Origin of the sequence: Luteitalea sp. (assembly GCA_009377605.1) — a bacterium.
Taxonomy (GTDB): domain Bacteria; phylum Acidobacteriota; class Vicinamibacteria; order Vicinamibacterales; family Vicinamibacteraceae; genus WHTT01.
In genome coordinates this window covers 13,755-35,393 of record WHTT01000052.1, presented here as the reverse complement: position 1 = coordinate 35,393, position 21,639 = coordinate 13,755, and the positions used below count along the sequence as shown (strand labels likewise).

The window sequence follows — 21,639 nt, the reverse complement described above, 5'->3', positions numbered from 1 at the left end:
GGCGCTCGCCGTCGGCCAAGGGCACCGGATCCGTGACCCTGTCAGTGCCCTGAAACGTGCCGTTCTTGCTCCCAGGTCCTCCAGGGTCGCCTGTTCACCCGAGACGATTCTGACGATTTGGGCGCTGGGTGCTCAGCATGTCGATCAATAGAGCAATCAGCGTGCCACCGGACGCCTCTACCCCGTCCCCAACCTGCCGCTCCCTCACAGCCCCAACCTCTAAGCTGCGACCTGCCCGCACCTCTCGAACTCCTACCCGAAGCCCCGGCCGCTACCCCAATCCTCTGACCTGCCCCCAACCTCGAACCTCCTACCTCGAACCTCGAACCTCGAACCTCCTACCTCCTACCTCGAACCTCCCTCTTGCCGCAGCTTCCACAACTCCGCTCGGAGCTCCTGGGTATTGCCCACGACCGGCACGATGAACTGCCGGTACGCATCTTCGTACCCGCGCTGCATCAGCTCGTGCAGCGTGTGACGGCGATCCGAGCGCTCATCGTAAACCCCGCCGAAGTCGAAGGGCCCCAGCGGGTTGTGTGCAGGTTGAACGTGGAACAGCGCCGAAAAGCGATCGAACAGCGCAGTCGTGGCATCACGAACTGCCGCCGCCTCGACCGACGCGAGGTACTCGCCGGCCCATGCCCGCGGATGGACTCGACGCGACGCCAGTTGGTGCGGCTGCTCGAGCGGCGGCGCCGCCGACACGAGAATCACCTGTTCTGCCCCGGCGGCCGACACCTCCTCGAGCAGGCGCACCAGCCCACCGGGACGGTCCGTGAGTCGGTGGGGCTCTCCGCGCCAGACGCTCTCCGGCGCGAAGGTCAACAGATGCGGCTCGGCGATCATCGGCACGACCAGCGCCCCGGCAACCGCGTCGAACACGTGGTCGCGTCCGATGCCGGCAAGATCGACAACCTCGCCGGCCCTGCCCGCCAAGCCAGCCTCGTCCTCTCGAAAGAAGCGACGACGATGTGGCTCTTGCAGCAGAGCAAAAATGAGATCGCGATGGGTATCGAGATCGTGGCAGGTGACGATCAGCTCTCGCGAGCCTGGCTGACCAAGGCCTTCGAGCAGCAGCTCCGAATAGCGCCGACTGATCTCGCGGCGGCCGGGCTGCGCAACCGCCGCGGCCCCACGCACGAACTGCCAGAAGCTCGCGACGACGCGCGCGCGCGCCCGGGAGACGTCGAGTGGCGCGCCAAGCGCCAGCCACCAAGGCTGCCCCCGACTGCGCCGCCGAGCCCGCCGACCGAGGTGGATGTACAGCCACTCCCAGGCGAGCGCCAACAGCGCCGCGAGCAGGGACAGAACCGCAAGGCGCGGAATGTAGGTGACGAAGAGATCCCGCCGAAAGCTGGTGGCGAGCAGCTCGACGAACCACCGCGCGACGACCCCGTTTCCGTCGACCTGGAGTATCTGAAGGATGAGTGCAATCGGGTAGAGCAGCGCTCCGAGAACGAGGAGGGCGACCGGCAACGCCAGCGCGCCAAACGCCACGAGCAGCGCCCAGCCAGCAAGGCCCCACATTCGTCTCCAGCGATATAGTGTGGTGATGCCTGGGAGTCCCCAGAGACCGTCGAGATCCCACAGGCGGCTGCCGGCATCCACCGCCGCCAGCATCGCACCGGCTGCCCCGATGCCCCGCCCTGCGGCGATGTCGATCTTGACGCCTGCTTCGGTGAGTGCCTTCAACACGCCGGCGTGGTACGCGCCTGCCGTGCCCGTACCGGTCAACACGACCGCGGTGCGCAGGCGTGGCGAGTATGACACCGGTGGCCGCAGCCGCGACTCACCTGCGCTACTCGCTACCGTCGTAGATCGTGACGAGCTTGACGAGCTCGAAGAGCCGCTGGCCATTGGGCGTGGGTACACGGACCTCGTCGCCCTCCTCTTTCCCAACCAGCGCTCGACCGATGGGCGAAGCAGTCGAGACGAGGCCACGCTCGGCGTCCGCGTCCTCGGGCATGACGAGCGTATACACTTGTGCGGTGCCGTCCGCCTCGCGCACGTGCACCGTCGAGCCGAAGGCCACGCGGTCCCGCGGAATCTTGTCGAGGTTCAGCATCGCGAGCTCGGAGAGGCGCTTCTGGAGCATTGAAATACGCGCTTGAACCAGGCTCTGCCGCTCTTTGGCGGCCTGGTACTCCGCATTCTCGCGAAGATCTCCCAGCTCGCGTGCCCGCTTGATTTCTTGCGGCAGGTCTCGCTTGAGTTCCCGCTCGAGTGCTTGGACCTCCTCTTCGAACCGCTTGACCAACTGGGACTTCATCTGCCTTCAACACGAAGCATCATCGCCGAAGCCGTCGACTTCACAAACGGCCTAAACACTTGCAGGGCGGGAGAAGCCGGCTATGTCCGCTTCCCTCGCCCTGCTCAGGGGCATCTTAGCATCAAGGGGGAAAGGGACCAAGGGGCAAGGGAGGAAGGGATCTAGGGATCTAGGGATCTAGGGATCTAGGGATCTAGGGATCTAGGGGGCAAGCGACAAAGTGATAGTCTCCTTGGAAAGATGTCGCGTGCATCCGCGCTACGGCTCGAGACGATCATCAGCCGGCGCAACACGCTCGTCGCGACGTTTCGGCGCGCGGCAGCGGCACGTCCGGCCACCGTGGCGCTCCTCGACGGCAGTCGACTCGTGGAAGAGGCGCTCAGCGCCGGCGTCACCGTGGACGTTGCCGCCTGCTCCGAGCGATCCCTCGAGCGCGACGAAGAACGGGCCTTGGTGGGTGAGCTCCAGTCTCGCGGTGTTCGCGTGATACTAGCGACCGAGGAGGTGCTACGGGCGATGAGCCCGTCGACGACTCCTTCAGGCGTGGTTGCCCTGGCGCGCGTGGAAAGCGCCGGCTGGCAGGCGCTCACCTCGCGCTCTCCTGCCTTGGTGGTCGTCGCAGTGAGCGTCCAAGACCCCGGCAACCTGGGTGCGCTGGTGCGGGTGGCGGAGGGCGGCGGCGCGGACGGGGTCGTCGCCAGCGGCGACACGGCAGACCCGCTCGGCTGGAAAGCGCTGCGTGGAGCAATGGGCAGCGCCTTTCGCCTCCCGGTGGTGCGCGAGCGCTCGATCGAGCGCACCGTCGACATGCTCCGCCGGCTCGGTCTCCGCCTCGTCGCCGCGATCCCGCGTGGCCAGACGATGCTGAGCGCCTGCGATCTCACGCGCCCAACCGCCGTGCTGCTGGGCGGCGAAGGGCGCGGACTCGACGCGGCCATGCTCGGCAAAGCAGACGAGACGCTGACCATCCCCATGCGGCCGCCCGTCGAATCGCTGAACGTGGCTGTGGCCGGCGCGCTGATTGTCTTTGAAGCGGCGCGGCAACGAGGATACTTCCCGCATGACCCGAGGCTCACCGCTGTTCCCTGACGAAGGACCGCCAGTGGAGGCATCCGCGCGTGCTCCCGCGCCACTGGCGGAGCGCATGCGGCCGCGCACGCTGGACGAGGTCGTCGGGCAGGAACATTTGCTCGCGCCGGGCACACCGCTCCGCGAAGCCATCCTCAACGACGTGCTCCAGTCGGTCATTCTCTGGGGACCGCCCGGCTCCGGCAAGACGACCCTCGCCCGGCTCGTCGCAACCGTCACGCGAGCGCGATTCATCGGGTTCAGCGCCGTCCTGTCCGGTATTCGCGATGTGAAGGAGGTCATGGCGGAGGCCGAACGCCACCGCACTCGCCAGCATCAGCGGACTATCGTGTTCGTCGATGAGATCCACCGGTTCAACAAGGCACAACAGGACGCCTTCCTCCCGCGCGTGGAGGCGGGCGACATCGTCCTCATCGGCGCCACGACCGAGAATCCCTCGTTCGAGGTCAATGCCGCCCTCTTGTCCCGCTCGAAGGTATTTGTGTTGCGGCCCCTCGAGTCTTCGCACCTAGTGACAGTGCTGCAGCATGCGGTCGAGGATGAGGGCCGCGGGCTGGGCGGGCAGCATCTCGACATCGAAGAGGGCGTGGTCGAGGCCATTGCTCGGTACGCCAACGGTGACGCACGCGTGGCGCTCAACGTGCTCGAGTTGGCCGCGGGCATCGTCGGAGCGCGAGGGCAGGAGGCTCCTGGCACCGCCGCGTCCCACAGGCTCGATCGCGAGATGCTGGCTGGTCTCATTGCACGGCGCGCTCTGCTCTACGACAAGACTGGCGAAGAGCATTACAACCTGATCTCCGCGCTGCACAAGTCACTCCGGAACAGCGATGCAGACGCTGCCGTGTACTGGCTCGCTCGCATGCTCGAGTCTGGCGAGGACCCACTCTATCTTGCGCGGCGCCTCGTGCGGTTTGCATCGGAGGACATCGGGAACGCCGACCCGCACGCGCTCCAGGTCACGGTGGCTGCCAAGGATGCCGCCCACTTCCTGGGAATGCCGGAAGCGAACACGGCGCTCGCACAAGCGGCGATCTATCTGGCGACCGCTCCCAAGAGCAACGCGACATACGCGGCGTACACCCGTGCCGCAGAGGATGCGCAGCGCGACGTCGCGGAGCCCGTGCCGCTGCACCTCCGGAATGCTCCTACACGCCTCATGCGCGAGCTCGGGTACGGCAAGGGCTATCAGTACGCGCACGATGCAGACGAGGCGGTGACGGGGATGGACTGTCTCCCACCGACCCTCCGAGCACGGAAGTATTACCAGCCAACCGATCGCGGCTTCGAGCGCGAGATCCGTGAGCGGATCGAGCGGTGGCAGGCGGCCCGACAGAAGAAGAGCTCCAGATAACTGGGGCAACTACCTGCGCCTTGAAAAGAGCGAGCTCCTTCCCGACCTCGACCTCACAGAACTCTTGCGGTTCATCGACATCTTTCCCATGACTCGCGCTGTCCGCGAGTACCAGGCTTTCCTGCGCGGCTAGATCGGAAAAGGAACGCGGGACCTTTCCTCCGGTTCCTTTCCTTCTTCTGATACTCTTTGCCCAACCTGCGTGGCTTCAGCTCTTCTCGTACTCTCTCAAGAACCCGAGAAACTCACGCAGGTGCTCTTGCTCGTCGCCAAGGATCTGAATCACCATGTCCTGCGTGACGTAGTCGACGCCGTCGCAGAAGGCAATCACCTGATTGTAGTGCGCGATCGCCTGCTTCTCTCCTTCGATGACGCCCTCGATGACCACCTCGACGTTCGTCGTGTCGGATGTTGGCTGCAGGTACTTCTGATCCGGCTTGAAGGCAAAGCTGCCCGGTGTCACGCCGGCGAGCGTCTTGATGCGGCGCGCGAATTGCTGGGCGTGGCCAAGCTCCGTCGTGACGTCCTGCGCCAAGCTCTTCTTGATTTCCTCGGCGCGCACGCCGTCGAGGTTGACGGAGTGACTCAAGTAGTTCATCACGGTCTCGAGCTCCATCCAGTAGGCGCGCGTCAGCAGCTCGACGATCTTCCTTCGCTTGGCCTGGTCCTCGATGAGAAACGTCGCTCTCTTGGTCCGACTCCGCGGCATAGCTCCCTCTCTCTTTCGCGTCTCGTGACACCCGCCAGTATAGCCGCTGCCGCACGACGGCGCCCGGCACCGACCACGTCGGCGCGGCTCTAGGTAGGTGCCCTTAGATCCGCTGAAAGTTCCGCTCCATCTCGCGGCGGCTGAGACGCAGCGCTACCGGCCGGCCGTGCGGGCACACCGTGGAGTACGACGTCCGCCGCAGCTCGTCCAGGATGTACTGCATCTGCTCAATGGTCAGACGGTCGCTGGCCTTCACGGCGGCATGGCACGCCATCGTTGCCGCGATGCGGCCCAGCGCGTCGTGGACGCGTGCACCCCGGTCGAGCCCCTCGAGGTCAGTGGCCAGTACCCGCATCGCCGAGGCGGCTTCGTGGACCTTCAACAACGCGGGCATGGCGCTCACCTTCAGTGTGTCGCCCCCGAACTCTTCGATCTCGAAGCCCAGCGGAGCGAGATCCGACTGGTGGCTGAGCAGCACCTCGCGCTCGCCGGCCGCCAACTCGAGCACAATCGGCGTGAGCAGTCGCTGACTCTCGAGGCCACCGGCCGAAAGCCGTCCGAGGATCTGCTCGTACAGCACGCGCTCGTGAGCCACATGCTGGTCGATGATCGAAAGCCCTTCGCTGTCGACCGCCACGATGAAGGTGTCGCGAAACTGGCCGAGCGGAATCATCGGCTGCACGGCATCGATCCCAGCCGTGCGCCGTTCGGGCACCAGTCTCCCAACTGCCATTCCAAGCTCGCTCCCCCAGTCGCCCTCCGCCGACGACACCTCGCGCTCAGGGCTCGAGACGCCCGCCGCCCGAACCGGCGGCACCGCGACTGAATCGTCGAGCGACCGCGGGCCGAGGCCCGGAGACACACTCGCCCCGAGCGTGAGGACGCCGGGCAGGAGTGGCGCGGACGCCTCCTGGGCGCCCGCTGTTGGGCGCAACCGCAGCTCCGGCATTGGGCCAGCGCCGAGCGCATCGGTGAGCGCGCGGCGCAGCACCTCGTGCACGAGCCCTTGATCGAGAAAGCGCACTTCCGCCTTGGTCGGATGCACGTTCACATCGACGCGGCGTGGGTCCATCGTGAGGAATAGATGGACCTCGGGGCTCCGTTCCTTGATGGTCGCAGCGCTATATGCCTGAACAATGGCATGATGGAGCGTCTTGTCTCGAACGATACGCCGATTGACGTAGATGTTCTGGGGCCCGCGCACCGGCCCTTGCTCGGCGAGCGGCGCGGCGTACCCCTCGATGCGGATGCCGCCCCCTTCGCGCTTCACCTCCACGAGATTGCGGCGATCGCGGTAGATCTGGTAGAGGCGCTCGCGCAGCGCGGTGACCGGCGAGCACTCGATCACGCGGCGCCCGCCGCTCGTCAGCGCGAACCCAACCTCCGGATACGCCAGCGCGAGCTGCGTGACGAGGCGCGAGACTTGCGCCGACTCGGCGGCGTCTGCCTTCAGGAACTTTCGGCGGGCCGGGAGATTGAAGAAGAGATCTGCCACTTCGACGAAGGTGCCCTCCGGCGCGCCGATCTGCCCCACCGTCGTTCTTTGCCCCGCCTCGATGCGGACCTCGTAGCCGAAGGGCGCCCCTCGCGCGCGTGTGCGCAAACAAAAGCGAGAGACGGAGGCGACCGACGGTAGCGCCTCCCCACGAAACCCCAACGTGGCAATGGCTTCCAAATCGCTGGCGCTGGCGATCTTGCTGGTCGCATGGCGCTCCACCGCGACCCGTGCATCCTCTGGCGTCATCCCCTCCCCATCGTCTTCGACACGAATGCGCGCCTTGCCTCCGAGCTCGATGTCCACGCTGACGCGACGCGCGCCAGCGTCGAGGGCGTTCTCGACCAGCTCCTTGACCACCGAGGCCGGACGTTCCACCACTTCACCAGCGGCGATTTGATTGGCGAGATCGGGCGGGAGGATGTGAATGTGTCGCACCTGCGACATTCTAGCGGACAAACCCCATTACAATCGGGGCGACGCATGGGCATTGCGGCTGATCTCACGATCGTGCTCGTGGCTGCGCTTCTTGGCGGCCTCGTGGCGCAACAGCTCCGCCAACCGCTCATCCTCGGCTACATCATCGCCGGCGTGGCGGTGGGCCCGCATACGGGCGGCCTGACAGTGAGCAGCCCACACGACGTCGAGCTGCTGGCCGAGGTCGGCGTGGCGCTGCTCCTCTTCGCGCTGGGCTTGGAGTTTTCGTTCAAGGAGCTGACGCCCGTGCGGGGCGTGGCGCTGGCAGGCACGCCGCTGCAGATCGGGGCAACCATCGCGCTAGGCGCCCTCACGGCACGCTGGCTCGGCTGGTCCTGGGTGGACGGGATCTGGCTGGGCGCACTCGTCTCGGTATCGAGCACGATGGTGCTGCTCAAAACGCTCCAAGCGCAAGGCCGGATGGGCACGCTGTCCAGCCGCGTCATGCTGGGCATGCTCATCGTCCAGGACCTCGCGGTCGCGCCGATGATGATCGTCCTCCCCAAGCTCGCACAGCCCCAGGCGGGCCTCGCGGCCGTGGGCTGGGCAACCTTCAGGGCCGCCGTGTTTCTCGCCCTGATGGTCCTTGTGGGCACGCGCCTCATCCCATGGCTGATGGCGCGGATCGTCCGGTGGAACTCCCGCGAGCTGTTTCTGCTGGCAACGACGGCGATCGGCCTCGGCATTGGATACGTGACGTATCTCTTCGGTCTCTCGTATGCGCTGGGCGCGTTCGTGGCCGGCATGGTCCTGAGCGAGTCCGAGTATAGCCATCAGGCGCTGAGCGACATCATCCCGCTGCGTGACCTCTTCAGCATGCTCTTCTTTGCGTCGGTCGGCATGTTGCTCGAGCCGGCGCTGCTCCTCGCACAGCTCCCCATGGTGCTCGTGCTCGTCTGCCTCGTCGGCACCGGCAAGGGTGTGATCTTCAGCCTCGTCGTCCGGCTGTTCGGCTACCGGAATGTGGTCCCCCTTGCGGTCGGCCTGGGTCTGTTTCAGGTTGGCGAGTTCGCGTTCGTGCTGGCGCGAGTGGGCATTACCTCGCAGTCCATTTCGAGCGAGCTGTACGCGCTCGTCCTCAATACCGCGCTGGTAACGATGGTGCTGACGCCGTTCGTCTCAGGGCTCACGGCGCCGATCTACGAGTGGATGAAGCACCGGCGGGGCGCCGAGCCGGTGCAAACCATCAACCTCCCTCGCGCAGGGCTCCAGGAGCACGTCGTCATTGCCGGCGCCGGACGCGTCGGTCTGAGTATTGCGGAGGTGCTCGCACGACTCGGTCTGCCGTTCGTGCTCATCGAGCTCGATTCTCGACGTGTCGCGCTCGCGCGTCAGGCTGGTCATCCAGTCGTGTACGGTGACGCCGCACAACCGACAGTTCTCGAGGCCGCCTGGGCGCGTACTGCTCGCCTCTTGATTGTGACCACACCATCGTTCACCGTTGCACGCTCGGTCGTCGGCCACGCCCAGGACCTGAATCGATCGGTTCGTCTCGTGGCACGCGCCGAGGGATTCGAGGCCGTTCATGCGCTTCGTGAGCTGGGGGTGTCAGAAGTCGTGCAGCCGGAGTTCGAGGCAGGGCTGGAGATGACACGGACGGCTCTCGCGCATCTCGGCGTCTCACCGGAAGACACGCTGAGCGTAGCAGATGCGGTTCGAGAAGAACGGTATGCGCCGCTTGGCGGCCGGGGTGAGGGGGTGAGGGGGTGAGGGGGTGACAAGGTGAGGGGGTAACTCGGTTACCGGGGTGGACATCAGGTGGACGGCGGCAACGTCACTCGATGCTCACCCCGGTAACCGAGTCACCCCATCACCTTGTCACCCCATCACCTTGTCACCCTGGTCAGTCCCCCACTTTGACCTGCAACGCCGCCTGCGCCGCAGCAAGACGCGCAACCGGCACGCGGTAGGGCGACATCGACACGTAGTCCAGGCCCACCTTCTGGAAGAAGTGGATCGATGACGGATCGCCGCCGTGCTCGCCACACACACCGAGCTTGAGGTCCTGCCGTGCCGCCCGCCCCTTGCGACAACCCATCTCGACCAACTGGCCTACCCCCGTGGCATCGAGCGACTGGAACGGATCCCGATCCAGGATCTTCTTGGCCTGGTAGATCGACAAGAACTTGCCGATGTCATCACGCGAGAACCCATAGGTCATCTGGGTGAGGTCGTTCGTGCCAAACGAGAAGAACTGTGCCTCGGCGGCAATTTCATCTGCCGTGAGCGCCCCGCGCGGGACCTCGATCATCGTCCCGACGAGATACTTCACCTTGACGCCGTACTCCCCCATCACCTCGGCAGCGACACGGTCGATGATGGCCTTCTGGTCGCGCAGCTCGCGTACGTCGCCCACCAACGGAACCATGACTTCCGGCACGGTCTTGTAGCCTTCTTTCTTCAACTGACACGCGGCCTGGAAAATCGCGCGCGCCTGCATCTCGGCGATCTCCGGATAGGTGATTGCCAGCCGCACACCGCGATGGCCGAGCATCGGATTGAACTCGTGCAGCTGCTCCACCCGCGCCAGGAGCTCGCGCTTCTTCTCCAGCTCCTCGCTGTCGCCGCCCGCGCTCTCGAGCTTGGCGATTTCCACCATGAGCTCCTCGCGCTTTGGCAGGAACTCGTGCAGCGGCGGATCGATGAGGCGGATGGTCACCGGACACTCGTGCATCGCCTTGAAGACGCCGTAGAAATCGTCACGCTGCATCGGGAGCAGCCCATCGAGTGCTTTTCGGCGGTCCACCTCGTTCTCGGCGAGAATCATGCGCTGCACGAGCGGCAGCCGCTTCTCACCGAAGAACATGTGCTCGGTACGACACAGCCCGATGCCCCGGGCGCCGAACGCATAGGCGAGCTCCGCCTGGTCTGGCTGATCGGCATTCGCGCGAATACCGAGGGATCGAAACTTGTCGGCCCACGCCAGAATCTGGCGAAAGCGCTGGTAGATATCGGACCGCTCCGGTTTCAAGTCGCCTGACACGACGCGCAGGATATCGCTCGGTGTCGTGGCCACTTGCCCCAGCTTCACCTCGCCGGTGAGGCCGTCGAACGAGACCCAGTCGCCCTCCTTGACGAGGTGGCCGTTCACCGTGAACGTCTTCTTGATGTCGTTGATACGGATATCACCTGCACCCACCACCGATGGCTTGCCCATCTGGCGACCGACGACGGCCGCGTGTGACGTCATGCCGCCAGTGGCCGTGAGCACACCCTGCGCGAGATACATGCCGCGAATGTCGTCGGGCGCGGTCTCCTTGCGCACGAGCAGCACGTGCTTGCCTTCCGCTGCTCCCGCCTCCGCTTCCTCCGCCGTGAAGACCACCTGTCCGGAGGCGGCGCCAGGCGACGCCGGCAGCCCCTTGGTTGCGACCGACAGCTTCTTCCACTCAGCCGGATCGAAGACTGGTGCGAGCAACTGCGAGAGCGCCTCCGGCTCCACACGCAGCACGGCGTCCCGCGGCGAGATCAGCTTCTCCCGCACCATGTCGGTGGCAATGACGATGGCCGCATAGCCGGTCCGCTTGCCGCTGCGGGTCTGCAGCATGTAGAGCTTCTCGTCTTGAATCGTGAACTCGAAATCCTGAACGTCCTGGTAGTGCTTCTCGAGCCGCGCCGTGATCTGCCGGAGCTCTTTGTACGCCTTCGGCATCACCTTTTCGAGCGCCGCTATCGGCTCCGGCGTGCGGATGCCGGCGACGACATCCTCGCCCTGTGCATTCACGAGGAACTCGCCGAAGAACTCCTTCGCACCATTCGCGGGATTCCGCGTGAATCCCACACCCGTCGCAGACCGCTCTCCTGTGTTGCCGAACACCATGGCCTGCACGTTCACCGCCGTGCCGATGTCGTCCGGAATCTCGTAGATGCGTCGGTACTCGATCGCGCGCGGGTTGTTCCACGATCGAAACACGGCATCGCGCGCCATACGAAGCTGCACGGCAGGATCTTGCGGAAACGCCTGCCGCGTCTTCTTTCGGATGACGCTCTTGTAGCGCTCGACGACCTGCTTCAAGTCATCCTCGCTCAGTGCGGTGTCGAGCTGGGCCCCGCTCGCCTCCTTGACCTCGTCGAGCTCGTGCTCGAAGGTCTCCTTTGGAATCTCGAGGACGACGTTCCCGAACATCTGGATGAAGCGCCGATAGCTGTCAAAGGCGAATCGGCCGTTGCTGGTCCGCGCCTTCACACCTTCGACACTCTCGTCGTTGAGCCCGAGGTTGAGAATCGTGTCCATCATCCCCGGCATCGAGAACTTCGAGCCGGAACGCACGGAGACGAGCAGCGGATTCTCGGTCGATCCGAGCTCGGCGCCTGCCGCTCGCTCCAGCTTCTTGACGTTCGTCAGCATCTCCGCGTCGACGGCGGCCGGTGTCTTGCGACCAGTGGCGTAATACTGGCGGCACGCCTCGGTGGTGATTGTGAAGCCCGCTGGCACTGGGAGGCTCGCGTTGGTCATCTCGGCGAGATTGGCACCCTTGCCGCCGAGCAGATCACGCATGCCCTTGTGACCTTCGGCCTTGCCGCTTCCAAAGAAGTAGACGAACTTCGTGCGTTTCCGATTGGCGAGTGCCGGACGCCTCGGCGAGGCGTCCCTACCAGCCGCTTTCCTACGCACCACGGCGGCCTTCGCCGTCCGCGTTGCTTTCGCAGCAGGCCGGGCAACCAGCTTGGTGACCTTTGCCGGCAGTCGCTTCTGCAGCCCGGCTCGCGCCCGCCCGACCTTCGGTCCTGATCGTCCTTTCACGCTCCCTCGCTTCTTTGCCATTACGTCTCCTATCCGATGGCGCACTCAACCGCGCCTGACTTGCACGTCTTCATTGCGGAGCTCGCGCGACCTGAAGGCCGCGCGCTACCTCTGGATGATTAGTACGTTGGTGTGGAGCGAGGGGTCTTCAGCCCCTTGTCCGACCTTTGGATCACTGACCACTACTCACGATCTCAGAAATGTCCGCGATGCCCAAGACGAGATCGCGCAGGTCCGCTACCAGCCGCAACCGTGCGGCTCTGAGCGGCGGGTCGTCGACCATCACGAACACATCGTTGAAGAACTTGTCGACTGCCGGACGAAACAGGGCGGCCTCGGAGAGCGCAGACGTGAAATCCTCGCGCGCGATTGCCGCTTCGATGCCGGGGCGGCGCGCCTCGGTCGCGTCGAGCAGCGCCACCTCCGCCGGCTCGCGTAACAGCGCTCGAAGCGACGTGTCACGTGGCGAGTCCGCGGGCAGCTCGCGCGCGATATTCTTCACCCGCTTGAACAGCACCGCAAGCGCCTCGAAGTCTTGCGAGCCGCGCAAGGCCCGGAGCGCCTCGAGGCGGCGGCGCGCGGCGAGCGGGCTGAGCCCCCCGAGCTCGCCGTCCGCGGGCACCACGGCGTTGATCTCGTCGTACCGGTATCCGCGCCGCTCGAAGAGGTACCGAAGCCGCTCGACCAGAAAGGTTGCCAGCGCGCTCTCGGCGGTGCCGGCCGCCGATGCCCAAGACGACCCGAGGTCGTCGGCCAGGACGCGGCGCGCCTGGACGACGAGCGCATCGAGCGCTATCGCGGTGTCGACGTGCACCACCTCCGGCAGGTCGACGAGGAGCTTCAAGAGTCCCTGAGCTTGGCGACGCAGCCCGAACGGATCGCGCGTGCCCGTCGGCGTCTCACCCGCGCCGAACATACCCACGAGCGAGTCGAGCTTGTCGGCCAGTGCCACCGCCGCCCAGCTCACGGCCGCCCGACCGAGCTGCGCATGGGTCGGCGGCAGGTCGGCCTCGACGCCCACCGGAAGGTAGTGATACGAAATGGCCCGCCACACGGCCTCCGGCTGGCCCTCCTCCCTCGCGTAAATCCCACCCATGGTACCCTGGAGCTCCGTGAGCTCTCGCACCATGTCGGTGGTGAGATCGGCCTTGGCGAGGCGCCCGGCGGTCGCCGCGTGCCGACGCATCTCCTCGCCGCCCAGCATCTCGCCGGCGAGCCACCCCGCGAGCTGCTCCAGACGCGCAGCCTTGGCGCGGTAGCTTCCCAGCCGCTTGTGAAACAACAACGTATCGAGTCGAGCGAGCTTGGCCTCGAGCGACGTGCGTCGGTCGGCATCCCAGAAGAACCGTGCGTCGCGCAGGCGCGCCGACAGCACGCGCTCGGCATTGACGACAATCCGCTGTGCCTGATCGGACTCGGTGTTGGTCACGGCGAGAAAGGCCGGCATCAGCTTGCTCTGCTCGTCGGCAACCGGAAAGTAGTGCTGATGATGGATCATCGTCGTGGTCAACACTTCTGCCGGGAGATCGAGGAACTCGGGCGCGAAAACGCCGGCGACGACGCAAGGGTACTCGACGAGGTCGGCCACCTCGTCAACCAGCGCGGCTTGCGCCGACCCACTCACGCGCCCGCCGAGCCGCCGGGCGTGCGTGTCCAGCTCCCGCATGAGCCGTTGGTAGCGTTCTTGGTGGCTCAACAGCACGAAATGCTCGCCCAGACGGGTCCGGTAGTCAGCGAAGCTGCGCACCTTGATGGTGCGCCCGGGCCGGCCACTGAGCGCCAGAAACCGGTGACCGTAGGTCACGGCACCGGAGCGCACGTCCTGCACGCTCGTGGTCTGCGCGAGCGGTGTCCGCCGAATGACAAACGGCACCACCCGCCCACCGTACAGGAAAAGCAGCCATCGGATCGGCCGGCCGAAGGGCAGATCGGCGCCCTCCTTGCCCGACGTCCCCTTGACCGCGGTGGTCCCTTCCAGCGACGCGTCCCACCGCATCTGCCTCGGGAACGAGAGCCCCAAGAGCACGGCGCTCAGCACCTTCGGCAGCACATCGACGGCGGCACGGCCGCGCTCCCGCTTTCGCACGGCGAGGTAGGTGCCGCGCGCGGTCTCGAGGTGCTCGAGCGCGCCCACCTCCACGCCGTGCTTCCGCGCGAAACCGAGCGCCGCCGGCGTGGGCCGTCGATCCGCGCCATACGCCGCGTCCACGGGCGGTCCCGTCACCGTCTCCTCATGCTCCGACTGCCGCTCGGCGAGCTTGGCCACGGTCGCGGTCAGTCGGCGGGGCGTCGCGAAGGTCTCGACCGGTGCACCCGGCGCCAATCGAAACCTGGACAGCTCGGCCGACAACCGCTCCGCCAGTTGGTCGGTCAGAGGCGTCAGCCAGGACGCCGGCAGCTCTTCGACACCGATTTCCAACAACAGCTCACGGTCCATCACGTCTCGCTCGTTTCCTGCACAGGCGCTGCGGCGTGCTCCTCGGTGTAGGCGCGTGCGATAGCGACGGCCAGCTGTCGCACGCGCAGAATGTACGCCGTGCGCTCGGTGACACCCACACCGCCGCTCGCATCGAGCACATTGAAGAGGTGAGAGCACTTGAGGCAGTGCTCGAGCGCGGGCAAGACGAGATTCGCCTCCACGAGCGCACGCCCGAACTCGAAGTGGCGCTCGAAGAGCTCGCGGTGAAATGCGGCAAACCGATCGCGTGGCAGGCCTTCAACCTCTCCAAACGAGTATCGCGACTGCTCGACCTCGTCGCGGTGGCGCACGTCGCCGTACTTGACGCCCGGTGCCCACGCCAGGTCGTACACGTTGTCGACTCGCTGCAACACCATGGCGATGCGCTCGAGCCCATAGGTCAGCTCCGCCGCGATGGGCGCCAGCTCCAGGCCGCCCGCTTGCTGGAAGTAGGTGAATTGGGTGATCTCGAGCCCGTCGAAGAGCACCTCCCAGCCGATACCCCACGCGCCGAGCGTCGGCGATTCCCAGTTGTCCTCCTCGAATCGAATGTCGTGCACACGCGGATCGATGCCGACCGCCTCGAGACTCTGCAAGTACAGCTGCTGCACATCGTCGGGCGCGGGCTTGAGAACGACCTGGAACTGATGGTGCTTGTAGAGACGGTTTGGATTCTCACCATAGCGGCCGTCGGCTGGCCGGCGAGACGGTTGCACGTAAGCCACCTTCCAGTGCTGCGGACCCAGCACGCGGAGAAACGTCTCCGGATGCATCGTGCCGGCGCCCACCTCGATGTCGAGCGGCTGGTGGATCAAGCAGCCTTGCGCGGCCCAGTACTGTGAGAGCTTGAAGATGAGGTCCTGCAGTGTCATCGACGAAGGTTCTTGGTTCTTGGTGCTTCGTTCTTAGTTCCTCGTGCTTGGTTCTTGGTTCTCTTGCGGCGCCCCAGAGCCCGCGCGCCGCACCAAGCACCAAGGACCAAGAACTATCCTTGTATCTCCCTGAGCACCCGACCCGGTCTCGGATCCTTCTCGAGATGCCACGCGAGCAGGGCCCGGTGAGCCGCGTCCAGCTCTGCCAAGGCGCCCCGCCCCACTGGGCCCCCTCCGAGCGCCGATGGTGCCACGCGGGCAAACCGCCGCAGGAAGTCGAATGCCTCGGGCGAGAGTCTCACGCCGCCGTCCTCCGGCGTGCAAGCCAGGCAGACGAACAGATGGCCCCGAGCCGCGAGACGGGCGCCCTCCGTGAACGGACGCCCGCAGCGCGCGCACCCCTCGATCGAGGGGTACACACCCTGGAGTCGCAGCAACCAGTACTCGAAGTACCGCCCGAGCACGTCGAGCGGCGCCGTCGAGGTGAGCGCCTCGAGCGTCGCCACGCCCAGGCGATACACGCGCTCGTGCACGTCTCCTTCCGGGAGCCACTCATCGAGAAGTGCCGCAAAGTACCCAGCATAACCAAAGGCATCAGGTTGTTGCGCGACAAGCGGCGACCTGAGTGACTCCGCCTCACCGAGTCGCACCAGCTCGCGGTGCTCGCGCTCGTAATAGGCAATGCTGGCGCGCGTGAGCGGCTCGAGCGTGCCGAGAAACCGCGACCGGGCCCGTCGGGCTCCTTTCGCCACGCCCCGCTTCTTACCGCGGTCGCGCGTGAGGAAGACGACGATGCGGTCGGCCTCGCCCAGCTTATAGGTGCGCAGGATCAGCGCCTCGCCCGAGTAGAGCGGCATGGCGTCCCCACCGGCATTGGAAATGACACCCGCGCCTCGCCCGCGCTTCGTCTCCAGGGGGCCGGCTGTCGAACCACATCACTCCTTGGGAACGACCGGCGGCCGATTACGTCTCGCTATTCTAACAGCCAAACCCATGTACACTGCCGCCGTGTTCGGTCGCTCGGCTCCACCACGGCGCGTTTGGTCGGCGCCACGGCACCATGATGGCTTCTGGGAGGCGGTCCCCACACGTTCGCTGGTGACCTTCTCGACCGGCGTCTTCCTGACGTTCAGCGCCCTCGGCTTTGCCACGGACCAGCACACGGTCGCCAGCGGTACGTAGCGCGCGGCCTTCAGGCCGCGCGCCCCTCGCTACACCTCCTGGGTCCACGCGCGCTACTGGTTCAGCTGATACAGGCCACTCGGTAGGGCCGCCTCGCCCAGGCGGCCCTGACGGCCAGCGCGCCCTACCTCATGACGTAAAGTCGTGGTATCTTTACACGCATGAGCTCTCGCCTTGTCAACGTCCGGCTCGATGAGGACCGTCTGCGCAAAGTTCGAAAGCTGCGCGAGCGGGGAGTCGTGCTCGCAGATCTCGTGCGTGAAGCCATCGACGAGCAGTTCGAGGCAGTGACCGTCGCGGAAAGGCCCCGCGATGTCGAGGCGATCATGACGCGGATCTTCGAGCAGTACCCCGATCCTCCGGGCGTTCAACCGCGGACGTACGATGTGCATGACCGCAGAGAAGCTCGCCATGCAATCGTCGGCACGCTCCGGCGCAAGCGATGACTCTCATCGACACTGGACCCCTGGTGGCGCTCTGCGATCCACATGATTCGCGACACCGAACGGCGAGCAAGCACTTGAAAGCTCTCGCAAAGGCCGACTTTCGCCTGTGCGAGGCCGTGCTGGTGGAGACCTGTTTCCACCTACCTCGTCGAGCCCAGCGCCAAAGGCTTTGGGCAGTGATCGACGAGCTCGATATCGAACCGCTGCCCGACGGCGGCGATCTCGACTTCTGGATGGAAGTGCTCGGCTGGCTCGTGAAATATGCCGATCACGAGCCCGACTGGGCCGACGCGTCCATTGCGGTTCTGTCGGGACGCGACGCAAAGCTCAAGGTCTGGACCTACGACCGCGAGTTTCGCACAATCTGGCGCAGGCCGAACGGGACGCCAATCCCGATGGCCGTGCAGTAAGGGGCCAAGCTTCCTTGGTGGGGCGCGCTCGCCGACCGAGGGTCCTAAAAGGCCCCTCGCCACATCTAGAGCAACCGGTTCAGAAAGAACGTGCCCAGCCCGAGGAACGTCAGGAAGCCGAACACATCGGTGAACGTGGTGATGAAAATGCTCGACGCCAGGGCTGGATCGATCTTGAGCGCCTTGAGACCGAGCGGAATGAGCGTTCCCGCCGCACCTGCAACCAGCATGTTGACGACCATGGCCATCAGGAGGATGAGCCCGAGCCAAGGATTGCCGTACAACAGCCAGGCGCAGATGCCCGCCACTCCGCCTATCACGAGGCCATTGCCGGCCCCCATTACCACTTCCTTGACGAGCGTCTTCCAGGTGTTGGCCCAGGTGAGCTCGCCGAGGGCCAGGCCCCGCACGACGACCGCAAGCGTCTGCGTGCCGGCATTGCCGCCCATCCCGGCGACAATTGGCATGAGTGCTGCCAGCACAGCCACCTTGCTGATCTGGTCCCGGAAGAAGTACACCACCGTCGAGGCGATGAACGCCATCACGAGGTTCACCGCCAGCCAGAGCATGCGCTTTTGGAGCGCGCTACGGACCGGCGTTGACACGCGCTCGTCGCCCGATACACCCGCCAGCCGATAGATGTCTTCGGTCGCCTCGTCTTTGATGACGTCGATGACATCGTCAACCGTGATGACGCCGACGAGCTTGCTGTCGTGGTCGACAACGGGCATCGCCAGCAGGTTGTACGATGCGACCTGCTGCGCCACTTCTTCCTGATCCGTATCGACGCGAGCACTGATGACGTCGGCCGCCATGATGCGCTTGAGCGGGGTCTCCGGTGACACGAGCAACAAGCGGCGCAGCGACACGACACCCACGAGATGTCGCCGCCCGTCCACGACGTAGAGATAGAAGACCATCTCGACGTCACGGGCACGCTGCAGCTCACTGATAGCCTCCCCCACCGTGAGGTCCTCGGTCAGCGCGAACACGTGCGGGTTCATGATGCGGCCCGCCGTGTTCTCCTCGTACTCGAGCAAGCTCTCGACCTCGGCGCCCTCCTTCCGGCGCATCAGGTCGATCACCGTGTTCGCCAGCTCCTCGGGCAGGTAGTCCAGCAGCGCGGCGGCATCGTCCGAGGGAAGCTCCTGGATGAGCCGGGCGATCTCCTCGGCCGGTCGGTTCGCCAGCAGCGCCGCGCCCGATTCCGGTCCGAGCTCGCTCAACGCTTCCATCGCCAGGCGCGAGCTGCGCTCGACGAGCACGCTGAACGCCGCGAGCCGATCGCGTTCCGCCAGCTCGCCGAACACCTGAGCCAGATCGGCAGGATGCTGCTTCTGTAGCAGGTTGAGCAAGTTGGCCGTCGCGCCAATACGAAGGAGGCGCCGGACCGAGTCGATGACGACGTCCAGTCTCCGCGGCGGCATCAGGAATCTCCCGCGAAAGGGGGGTCACTAGGCGGTTTGCACGGGGATGCGGAGTGCGATGGGCGCGCCTGGGAAAACGACCCCAAACGCCTGAATGTAACACGGCTCGGTAACGTCGGTGAGGAGAAAGCGGCGGTAGGGCGCCCCTTTTGGGAGTGCGCCCTATCGCCCAGGCAGACCGGCGTCGTTGAGGATGCGCTCGTTGTCGCGCCAGTCTTCCCGCACTTTGACGTGTAGGTCGAGATAGACATGCCTGCCCAGTATGGCTTCGAGCTCATGGCGCGCGGCAGTCCCGATCTGCTTGATCATCTGCCCGGCGCGGCCAATCACGATCGCCTTTTGCGAGGGCCGCTCGACGACAATCGAGCAGTAGATGTGCAAGAGTGCGCGCTCCTCCTCTTCGCCCTCGAAGCGATCGACGAGCACCGTGGTCGTGAACGGTAACTCGCCGTGTGTGTGGCGCAGCACCTGCTCTCGGACGAGCTCGGCCGCCAGCAGACGTGAGGATTGATCGGTCAGGTAGTCTTCCGGATAGAGTGCCTCGCTCTCGGGGAGGAGGCGGAGCACCGCCTGCACGAGGATGTCGACACCGTCGCCCGTCAGCGCCGAGAGCGGCATGATCTCGGTGAACTCGTGCTGCTGACGGTACCACTCGATGAGTGGGAGCAAGCGCGGCTTGGCCACCCGATCGATCTTGTTCAGCGCCAGCACCACGGGCATGTTCACCTGGCGCAGCGTCTCGATCATGTAACGGTCACCCGAGCCAGTCCTCTCGCTCGCGTCGACGAGCATGACGACAACGTCCGCGTCGCGGGCCGATCCCAGCGCGGCGTCGACCATGCGCACGTTCATCCGGTGCAACGGGCGATGCACGCCCGGCGTGTCGACGAACACGATCTGCCCGTCCGGGTAGTTCTTCACGCCAAGGATTCGATGGCGGGTCGTCTGCGGCTTGTCGGAGACAATGGCGAGCTTCGTCCCGACGACGCGGTTCAGCAACGTCGACTTGCCCGCGTTGGGACGACCGAGAAGGGCGACAAAGCCGGATCTCATCAGGATTCACTACTGGGCACAAGCGCTCTTCTGACCCGTACCTTCAGGATGCGCCGGTGCTCCGCCTCGAGCACCTCGACGTGCAGGTCGTCGATGTCGAAGATCTCCCCGACCTGCGGGACGCGACCGAGGCGGCTGAGAAGATATCCCCCCACCGTCTCGAATCCTTCCCGTTCCACGTCGACTCCGAGTCGCTCGGCCAGTTTGTCGACGTCCACCTTCCCGCTGAAGACGAACGTGCCCTGCCGCTCCTCGACGATCGGCTCCGCCTCCACGTCGTACTCGTCGCGGATCTCCCCGACGAGCTCCTCGACGAGATCTTCCATGGTGACCAGGCCAGCGGTTCCGCCGTACTCGTCCACGACGAGCGCCGACTGCACGTGTGCCTGCTGCATTTCCTTGAGCAGCTCCGGCACACGCTTGGTTTCCGGCACGACATGTGCCGGGCGAATCAACGGTGTGATGGGATCTTCCGGCCGTCGCGGATCATCGAGCAGCAGATCTTTCACGTTGACGAACCCGAGGATAGTGTCGAGGCTCTCCTGATACACGGGAAGCCTCGAGTACTGCTGATCGCGAAACAGCGCGTCCAGCTCTCCGATGGTCGCATCCGCACGGACAGCCACGATGTCGGGACGAGGCGTCATGACCTCGCGTACCAGACGGTCCTGGAACTCGACCATGGAGATGAATAGCCGCCGTTCCTCTCGCGCCTCCTCGGCCACCTCTCGCTCTGCGCCCGCGTCGGCCGCGACCGCCGGCGAGGGCTCCGCCGTATCCTCCGTCTCGCCGCGAGCGGCCGGACGCTCGCGCCCGTTCAGTCCACTCCGCATGAGCACGACCAGTGGGCGCAAGGGCGCCGCAATGAAGTGAAACGACGGCAACAGCACCTCCAGCACCCTCGGCGGATCTCGGCGCACCACGAGCTGTGGCACGAGATGCTCCGTCACCAGGATGAAGGCGGTCATCGAGAGCAGCAGCCACAGCCAGCCGTGCGGCCGCTGCCCGACACCGATCAGGCTGACCAGCAGCACGGCCGCCAGGACGTCCACCAGCCCCAGCAGCAGGCGCGACGGAATGAAGAGACGGCTTGGATCTTCGAGGGAGCGCCGGACGCTCCGCTTCCCGCTGCCTTCGGCGACCATGCGGAGCGAAAATCGCATCACCGCCACGAACGCCGTCTGCACGATGCCGACGTAGATTCCGAAACACCCGAGCAAGAAGAGGAGGAGCGGGATCATGTGCTGCCGCCTCGCTCGATCAAGCCGAGCGGCAGACCGCCTCGGCGGCGCAACCGGCGCTCGAGGCGTGCCATCGCGCCGCTGTCTCGCTTGTGATCGTAGCCGAACACGTGCAAGAGGCCATGCAGCGCGAGAACACGGAGCTCCGTCGTCGTGCTGTGGCCTGCTTCGCGCGCCTGCCGCTCCGCCACGCCGGTGGCAATGACAATGTCTCCGACGTGCGCCAGTAGCGGCGTCCGCGGCGGGCGCTCGCGCGTCCGCTGCGACTTTGCCATGGGAAACGAGAGAACGTCCGTCGTCCGATCCACACCGCGCCACACGCGGTTGAGCGTACGCATCCGGCGGTCGCTCACCAGAACAACCGTCACGCTGCCTCGCCAGGCGCGCGGTGCCACAGACACCAGCCATCTCGCGAG

The 21,639-nt window shown here is 65.5% G+C and carries 18 protein-coding genes; 6 read left to right on the top strand and 12 right to left on the bottom strand.

All coding sequences use genetic code 11. The annotated features are described in order from the left end of the window. Positions 1-345: 345 nt before the first annotated feature. Positions 346-1,770, bottom strand: coding sequence for a hypothetical protein (locus GEV06_17385; GenBank protein MPZ19671.1), 1,425 nt, complete (start codon positions 1,768-1,770; stop codon positions 346-348). A gap of 28 nt (positions 1,771-1,798) precedes the next feature. After that, positions 1,799-2,269: a transcription elongation factor GreA gene (locus GEV06_17380; protein MPZ19670.1), complete on the bottom strand. Its 471-nt coding sequence runs from the start codon at positions 2,267-2,269 to the stop codon at positions 1,799-1,801. 240 nt (positions 2,270-2,509) lie between these two features. Between GEV06_17380 and GEV06_17375 the strand changes: the two genes are divergently transcribed. Both GEV06_17375 and GEV06_17370 read left to right on the top strand, forming a co-directional pair. Then, entirely contained in the window at positions 2,510-3,358 is an 849-nt protein-coding gene (locus GEV06_17375) for a hypothetical protein (protein ID MPZ19669.1), read from the top strand. Beyond that, positions 3,330-4,709: an AAA family ATPase gene (locus GEV06_17370; protein ID MPZ19668.1), complete on the top strand. Its 1,380-nt coding sequence runs from the start codon at positions 3,330-3,332 to the stop codon at positions 4,707-4,709. Before GEV06_17375 ends, GEV06_17370 begins: the two co-directional genes overlap by 29 nt. A gap of 208 nt (positions 4,710-4,917) precedes the next feature. On the opposite strand, the gene GEV06_17365 is transcribed toward GEV06_17370, so the two are convergent. Together GEV06_17365 and mutL are read right to left on the bottom strand one after the other, a co-directional pair. Beyond that, positions 4,918-5,418: a rubrerythrin gene (locus GEV06_17365; protein ID MPZ19667.1), complete on the bottom strand. Its 501-nt coding sequence runs from the start codon at positions 5,416-5,418 to the stop codon at positions 4,918-4,920. A 103-nt stretch (positions 5,419-5,521) separates the two neighbouring features. Next, complete coding sequence (mutL, locus tag GEV06_17360; protein ID MPZ19666.1) at positions 5,522-7,360, bottom strand: DNA mismatch repair endonuclease MutL; 1,839 nt, start codon at positions 7,358-7,360, stop codon at positions 5,522-5,524. A gap of 36 nt (positions 7,361-7,396) precedes the next feature. Between mutL and GEV06_17355 the strand changes: the two genes are divergently transcribed. Continuing rightward, positions 7,397-9,100, top strand: coding sequence for a portal protein (locus GEV06_17355; GenBank protein MPZ19665.1), 1,704 nt, complete (start codon positions 7,397-7,399; stop codon positions 9,098-9,100). Positions 9,101-9,233: 133 nt separating this feature from the next. Here GEV06_17355 and GEV06_17350 read toward each other — a convergent pair whose 3' ends face one another. From GEV06_17350 to recO, 4 genes are all read right to left on the bottom strand, one after another. Further along, positions 9,234-12,155 (bottom strand): pyruvate, phosphate dikinase, encoded by a 2,922-nt coding sequence (locus GEV06_17350; protein MPZ19664.1) that lies wholly within the window; start codon positions 12,153-12,155, stop codon positions 9,234-9,236. A 151-nt stretch (positions 12,156-12,306) separates the two neighbouring features. Then, complete coding sequence (locus GEV06_17345; protein ID MPZ19663.1) at positions 12,307-14,574, bottom strand: glycine--tRNA ligase subunit beta; 2,268 nt, start codon at positions 14,572-14,574, stop codon at positions 12,307-12,309. After that, the gene (locus GEV06_17340; protein MPZ19662.1) at positions 14,571-15,464 is read right to left on the bottom strand and encodes a glycine--tRNA ligase subunit alpha; all 894 of its coding nucleotides are present in this window, start codon (positions 15,462-15,464) and stop codon (positions 14,571-14,573) included. Before GEV06_17340 ends, GEV06_17345 begins: the two co-directional genes overlap by 4 nt. Positions 15,465-15,577: 113 nt before the next feature. Next, positions 15,578-16,321, bottom strand: a complete 744-nt coding sequence (recO, locus tag GEV06_17335) for a DNA repair protein RecO (protein ID MPZ19661.1) — start codon at positions 16,319-16,321, stop codon at positions 15,578-15,580. A 136-nt stretch (positions 16,322-16,457) separates the two neighbouring features. Between recO and GEV06_17330 the strand changes: the two genes are divergently transcribed. The 3 genes from GEV06_17330 (at position 16,458) to GEV06_17320 (ending at position 17,502) form a co-directional block, all read left to right on the top strand. After that, positions 16,458-16,646: a hypothetical protein gene (locus tag GEV06_17330; GenBank protein MPZ19660.1), complete on the top strand. Its 189-nt coding sequence runs from the start codon at positions 16,458-16,460 to the stop codon at positions 16,644-16,646. Between the two features lie 161 nt (positions 16,647-16,807). Further along, the gene (locus GEV06_17325) at positions 16,808-17,092 is read left to right on the top strand and encodes a hypothetical protein (GenBank protein MPZ19659.1); all 285 of its coding nucleotides are present in this window, start codon (positions 16,808-16,810) and stop codon (positions 17,090-17,092) included. Then, positions 17,089-17,502 (top strand): PIN domain-containing protein, encoded by a 414-nt coding sequence (locus GEV06_17320; protein MPZ19658.1) that lies wholly within the window; start codon positions 17,089-17,091, stop codon positions 17,500-17,502. The genes GEV06_17325 and GEV06_17320 overlap by 4 nt, the downstream gene beginning before the upstream one ends. A 65-nt stretch (positions 17,503-17,567) precedes the next feature. Here GEV06_17320 and mgtE read toward each other — a convergent pair whose 3' ends face one another. The 4 genes from mgtE to ybeY all read right to left on the bottom strand — a co-directional run bounded on the left by mgtE (position 17,568) and on the right by ybeY (position 21,591). Continuing rightward, positions 17,568-18,929: a magnesium transporter gene (mgtE, locus tag GEV06_17315; GenBank protein ID MPZ19657.1), complete on the bottom strand. Its 1,362-nt coding sequence runs from the start codon at positions 18,927-18,929 to the stop codon at positions 17,568-17,570. A 162-nt stretch (positions 18,930-19,091) separates the two neighbouring features. After that, on the bottom strand, positions 19,092-19,982 hold the full coding sequence (locus GEV06_17310) for a GTPase Era (GenBank protein ID MPZ19656.1): 891 nt from the start codon (positions 19,980-19,982) through the stop codon (positions 19,092-19,094). Then, entirely contained in the window at positions 19,982-21,223 is a 1,242-nt protein-coding gene (locus GEV06_17305; protein ID MPZ19655.1) for a CBS domain-containing protein, read from the bottom strand. Before GEV06_17305 ends, GEV06_17310 begins: the two co-directional genes overlap by 1 nt. After that, a complete protein-coding gene (ybeY, locus tag GEV06_17300) occupies positions 21,220-21,591 on the bottom strand; it encodes an rRNA maturation RNase YbeY (protein MPZ19654.1) in 372 nt (123 codons plus the stop codon). The genes GEV06_17305 and ybeY overlap by 4 nt, the downstream gene beginning before the upstream one ends. Positions 21,592-21,639: the final 48 nt, after the last annotated feature.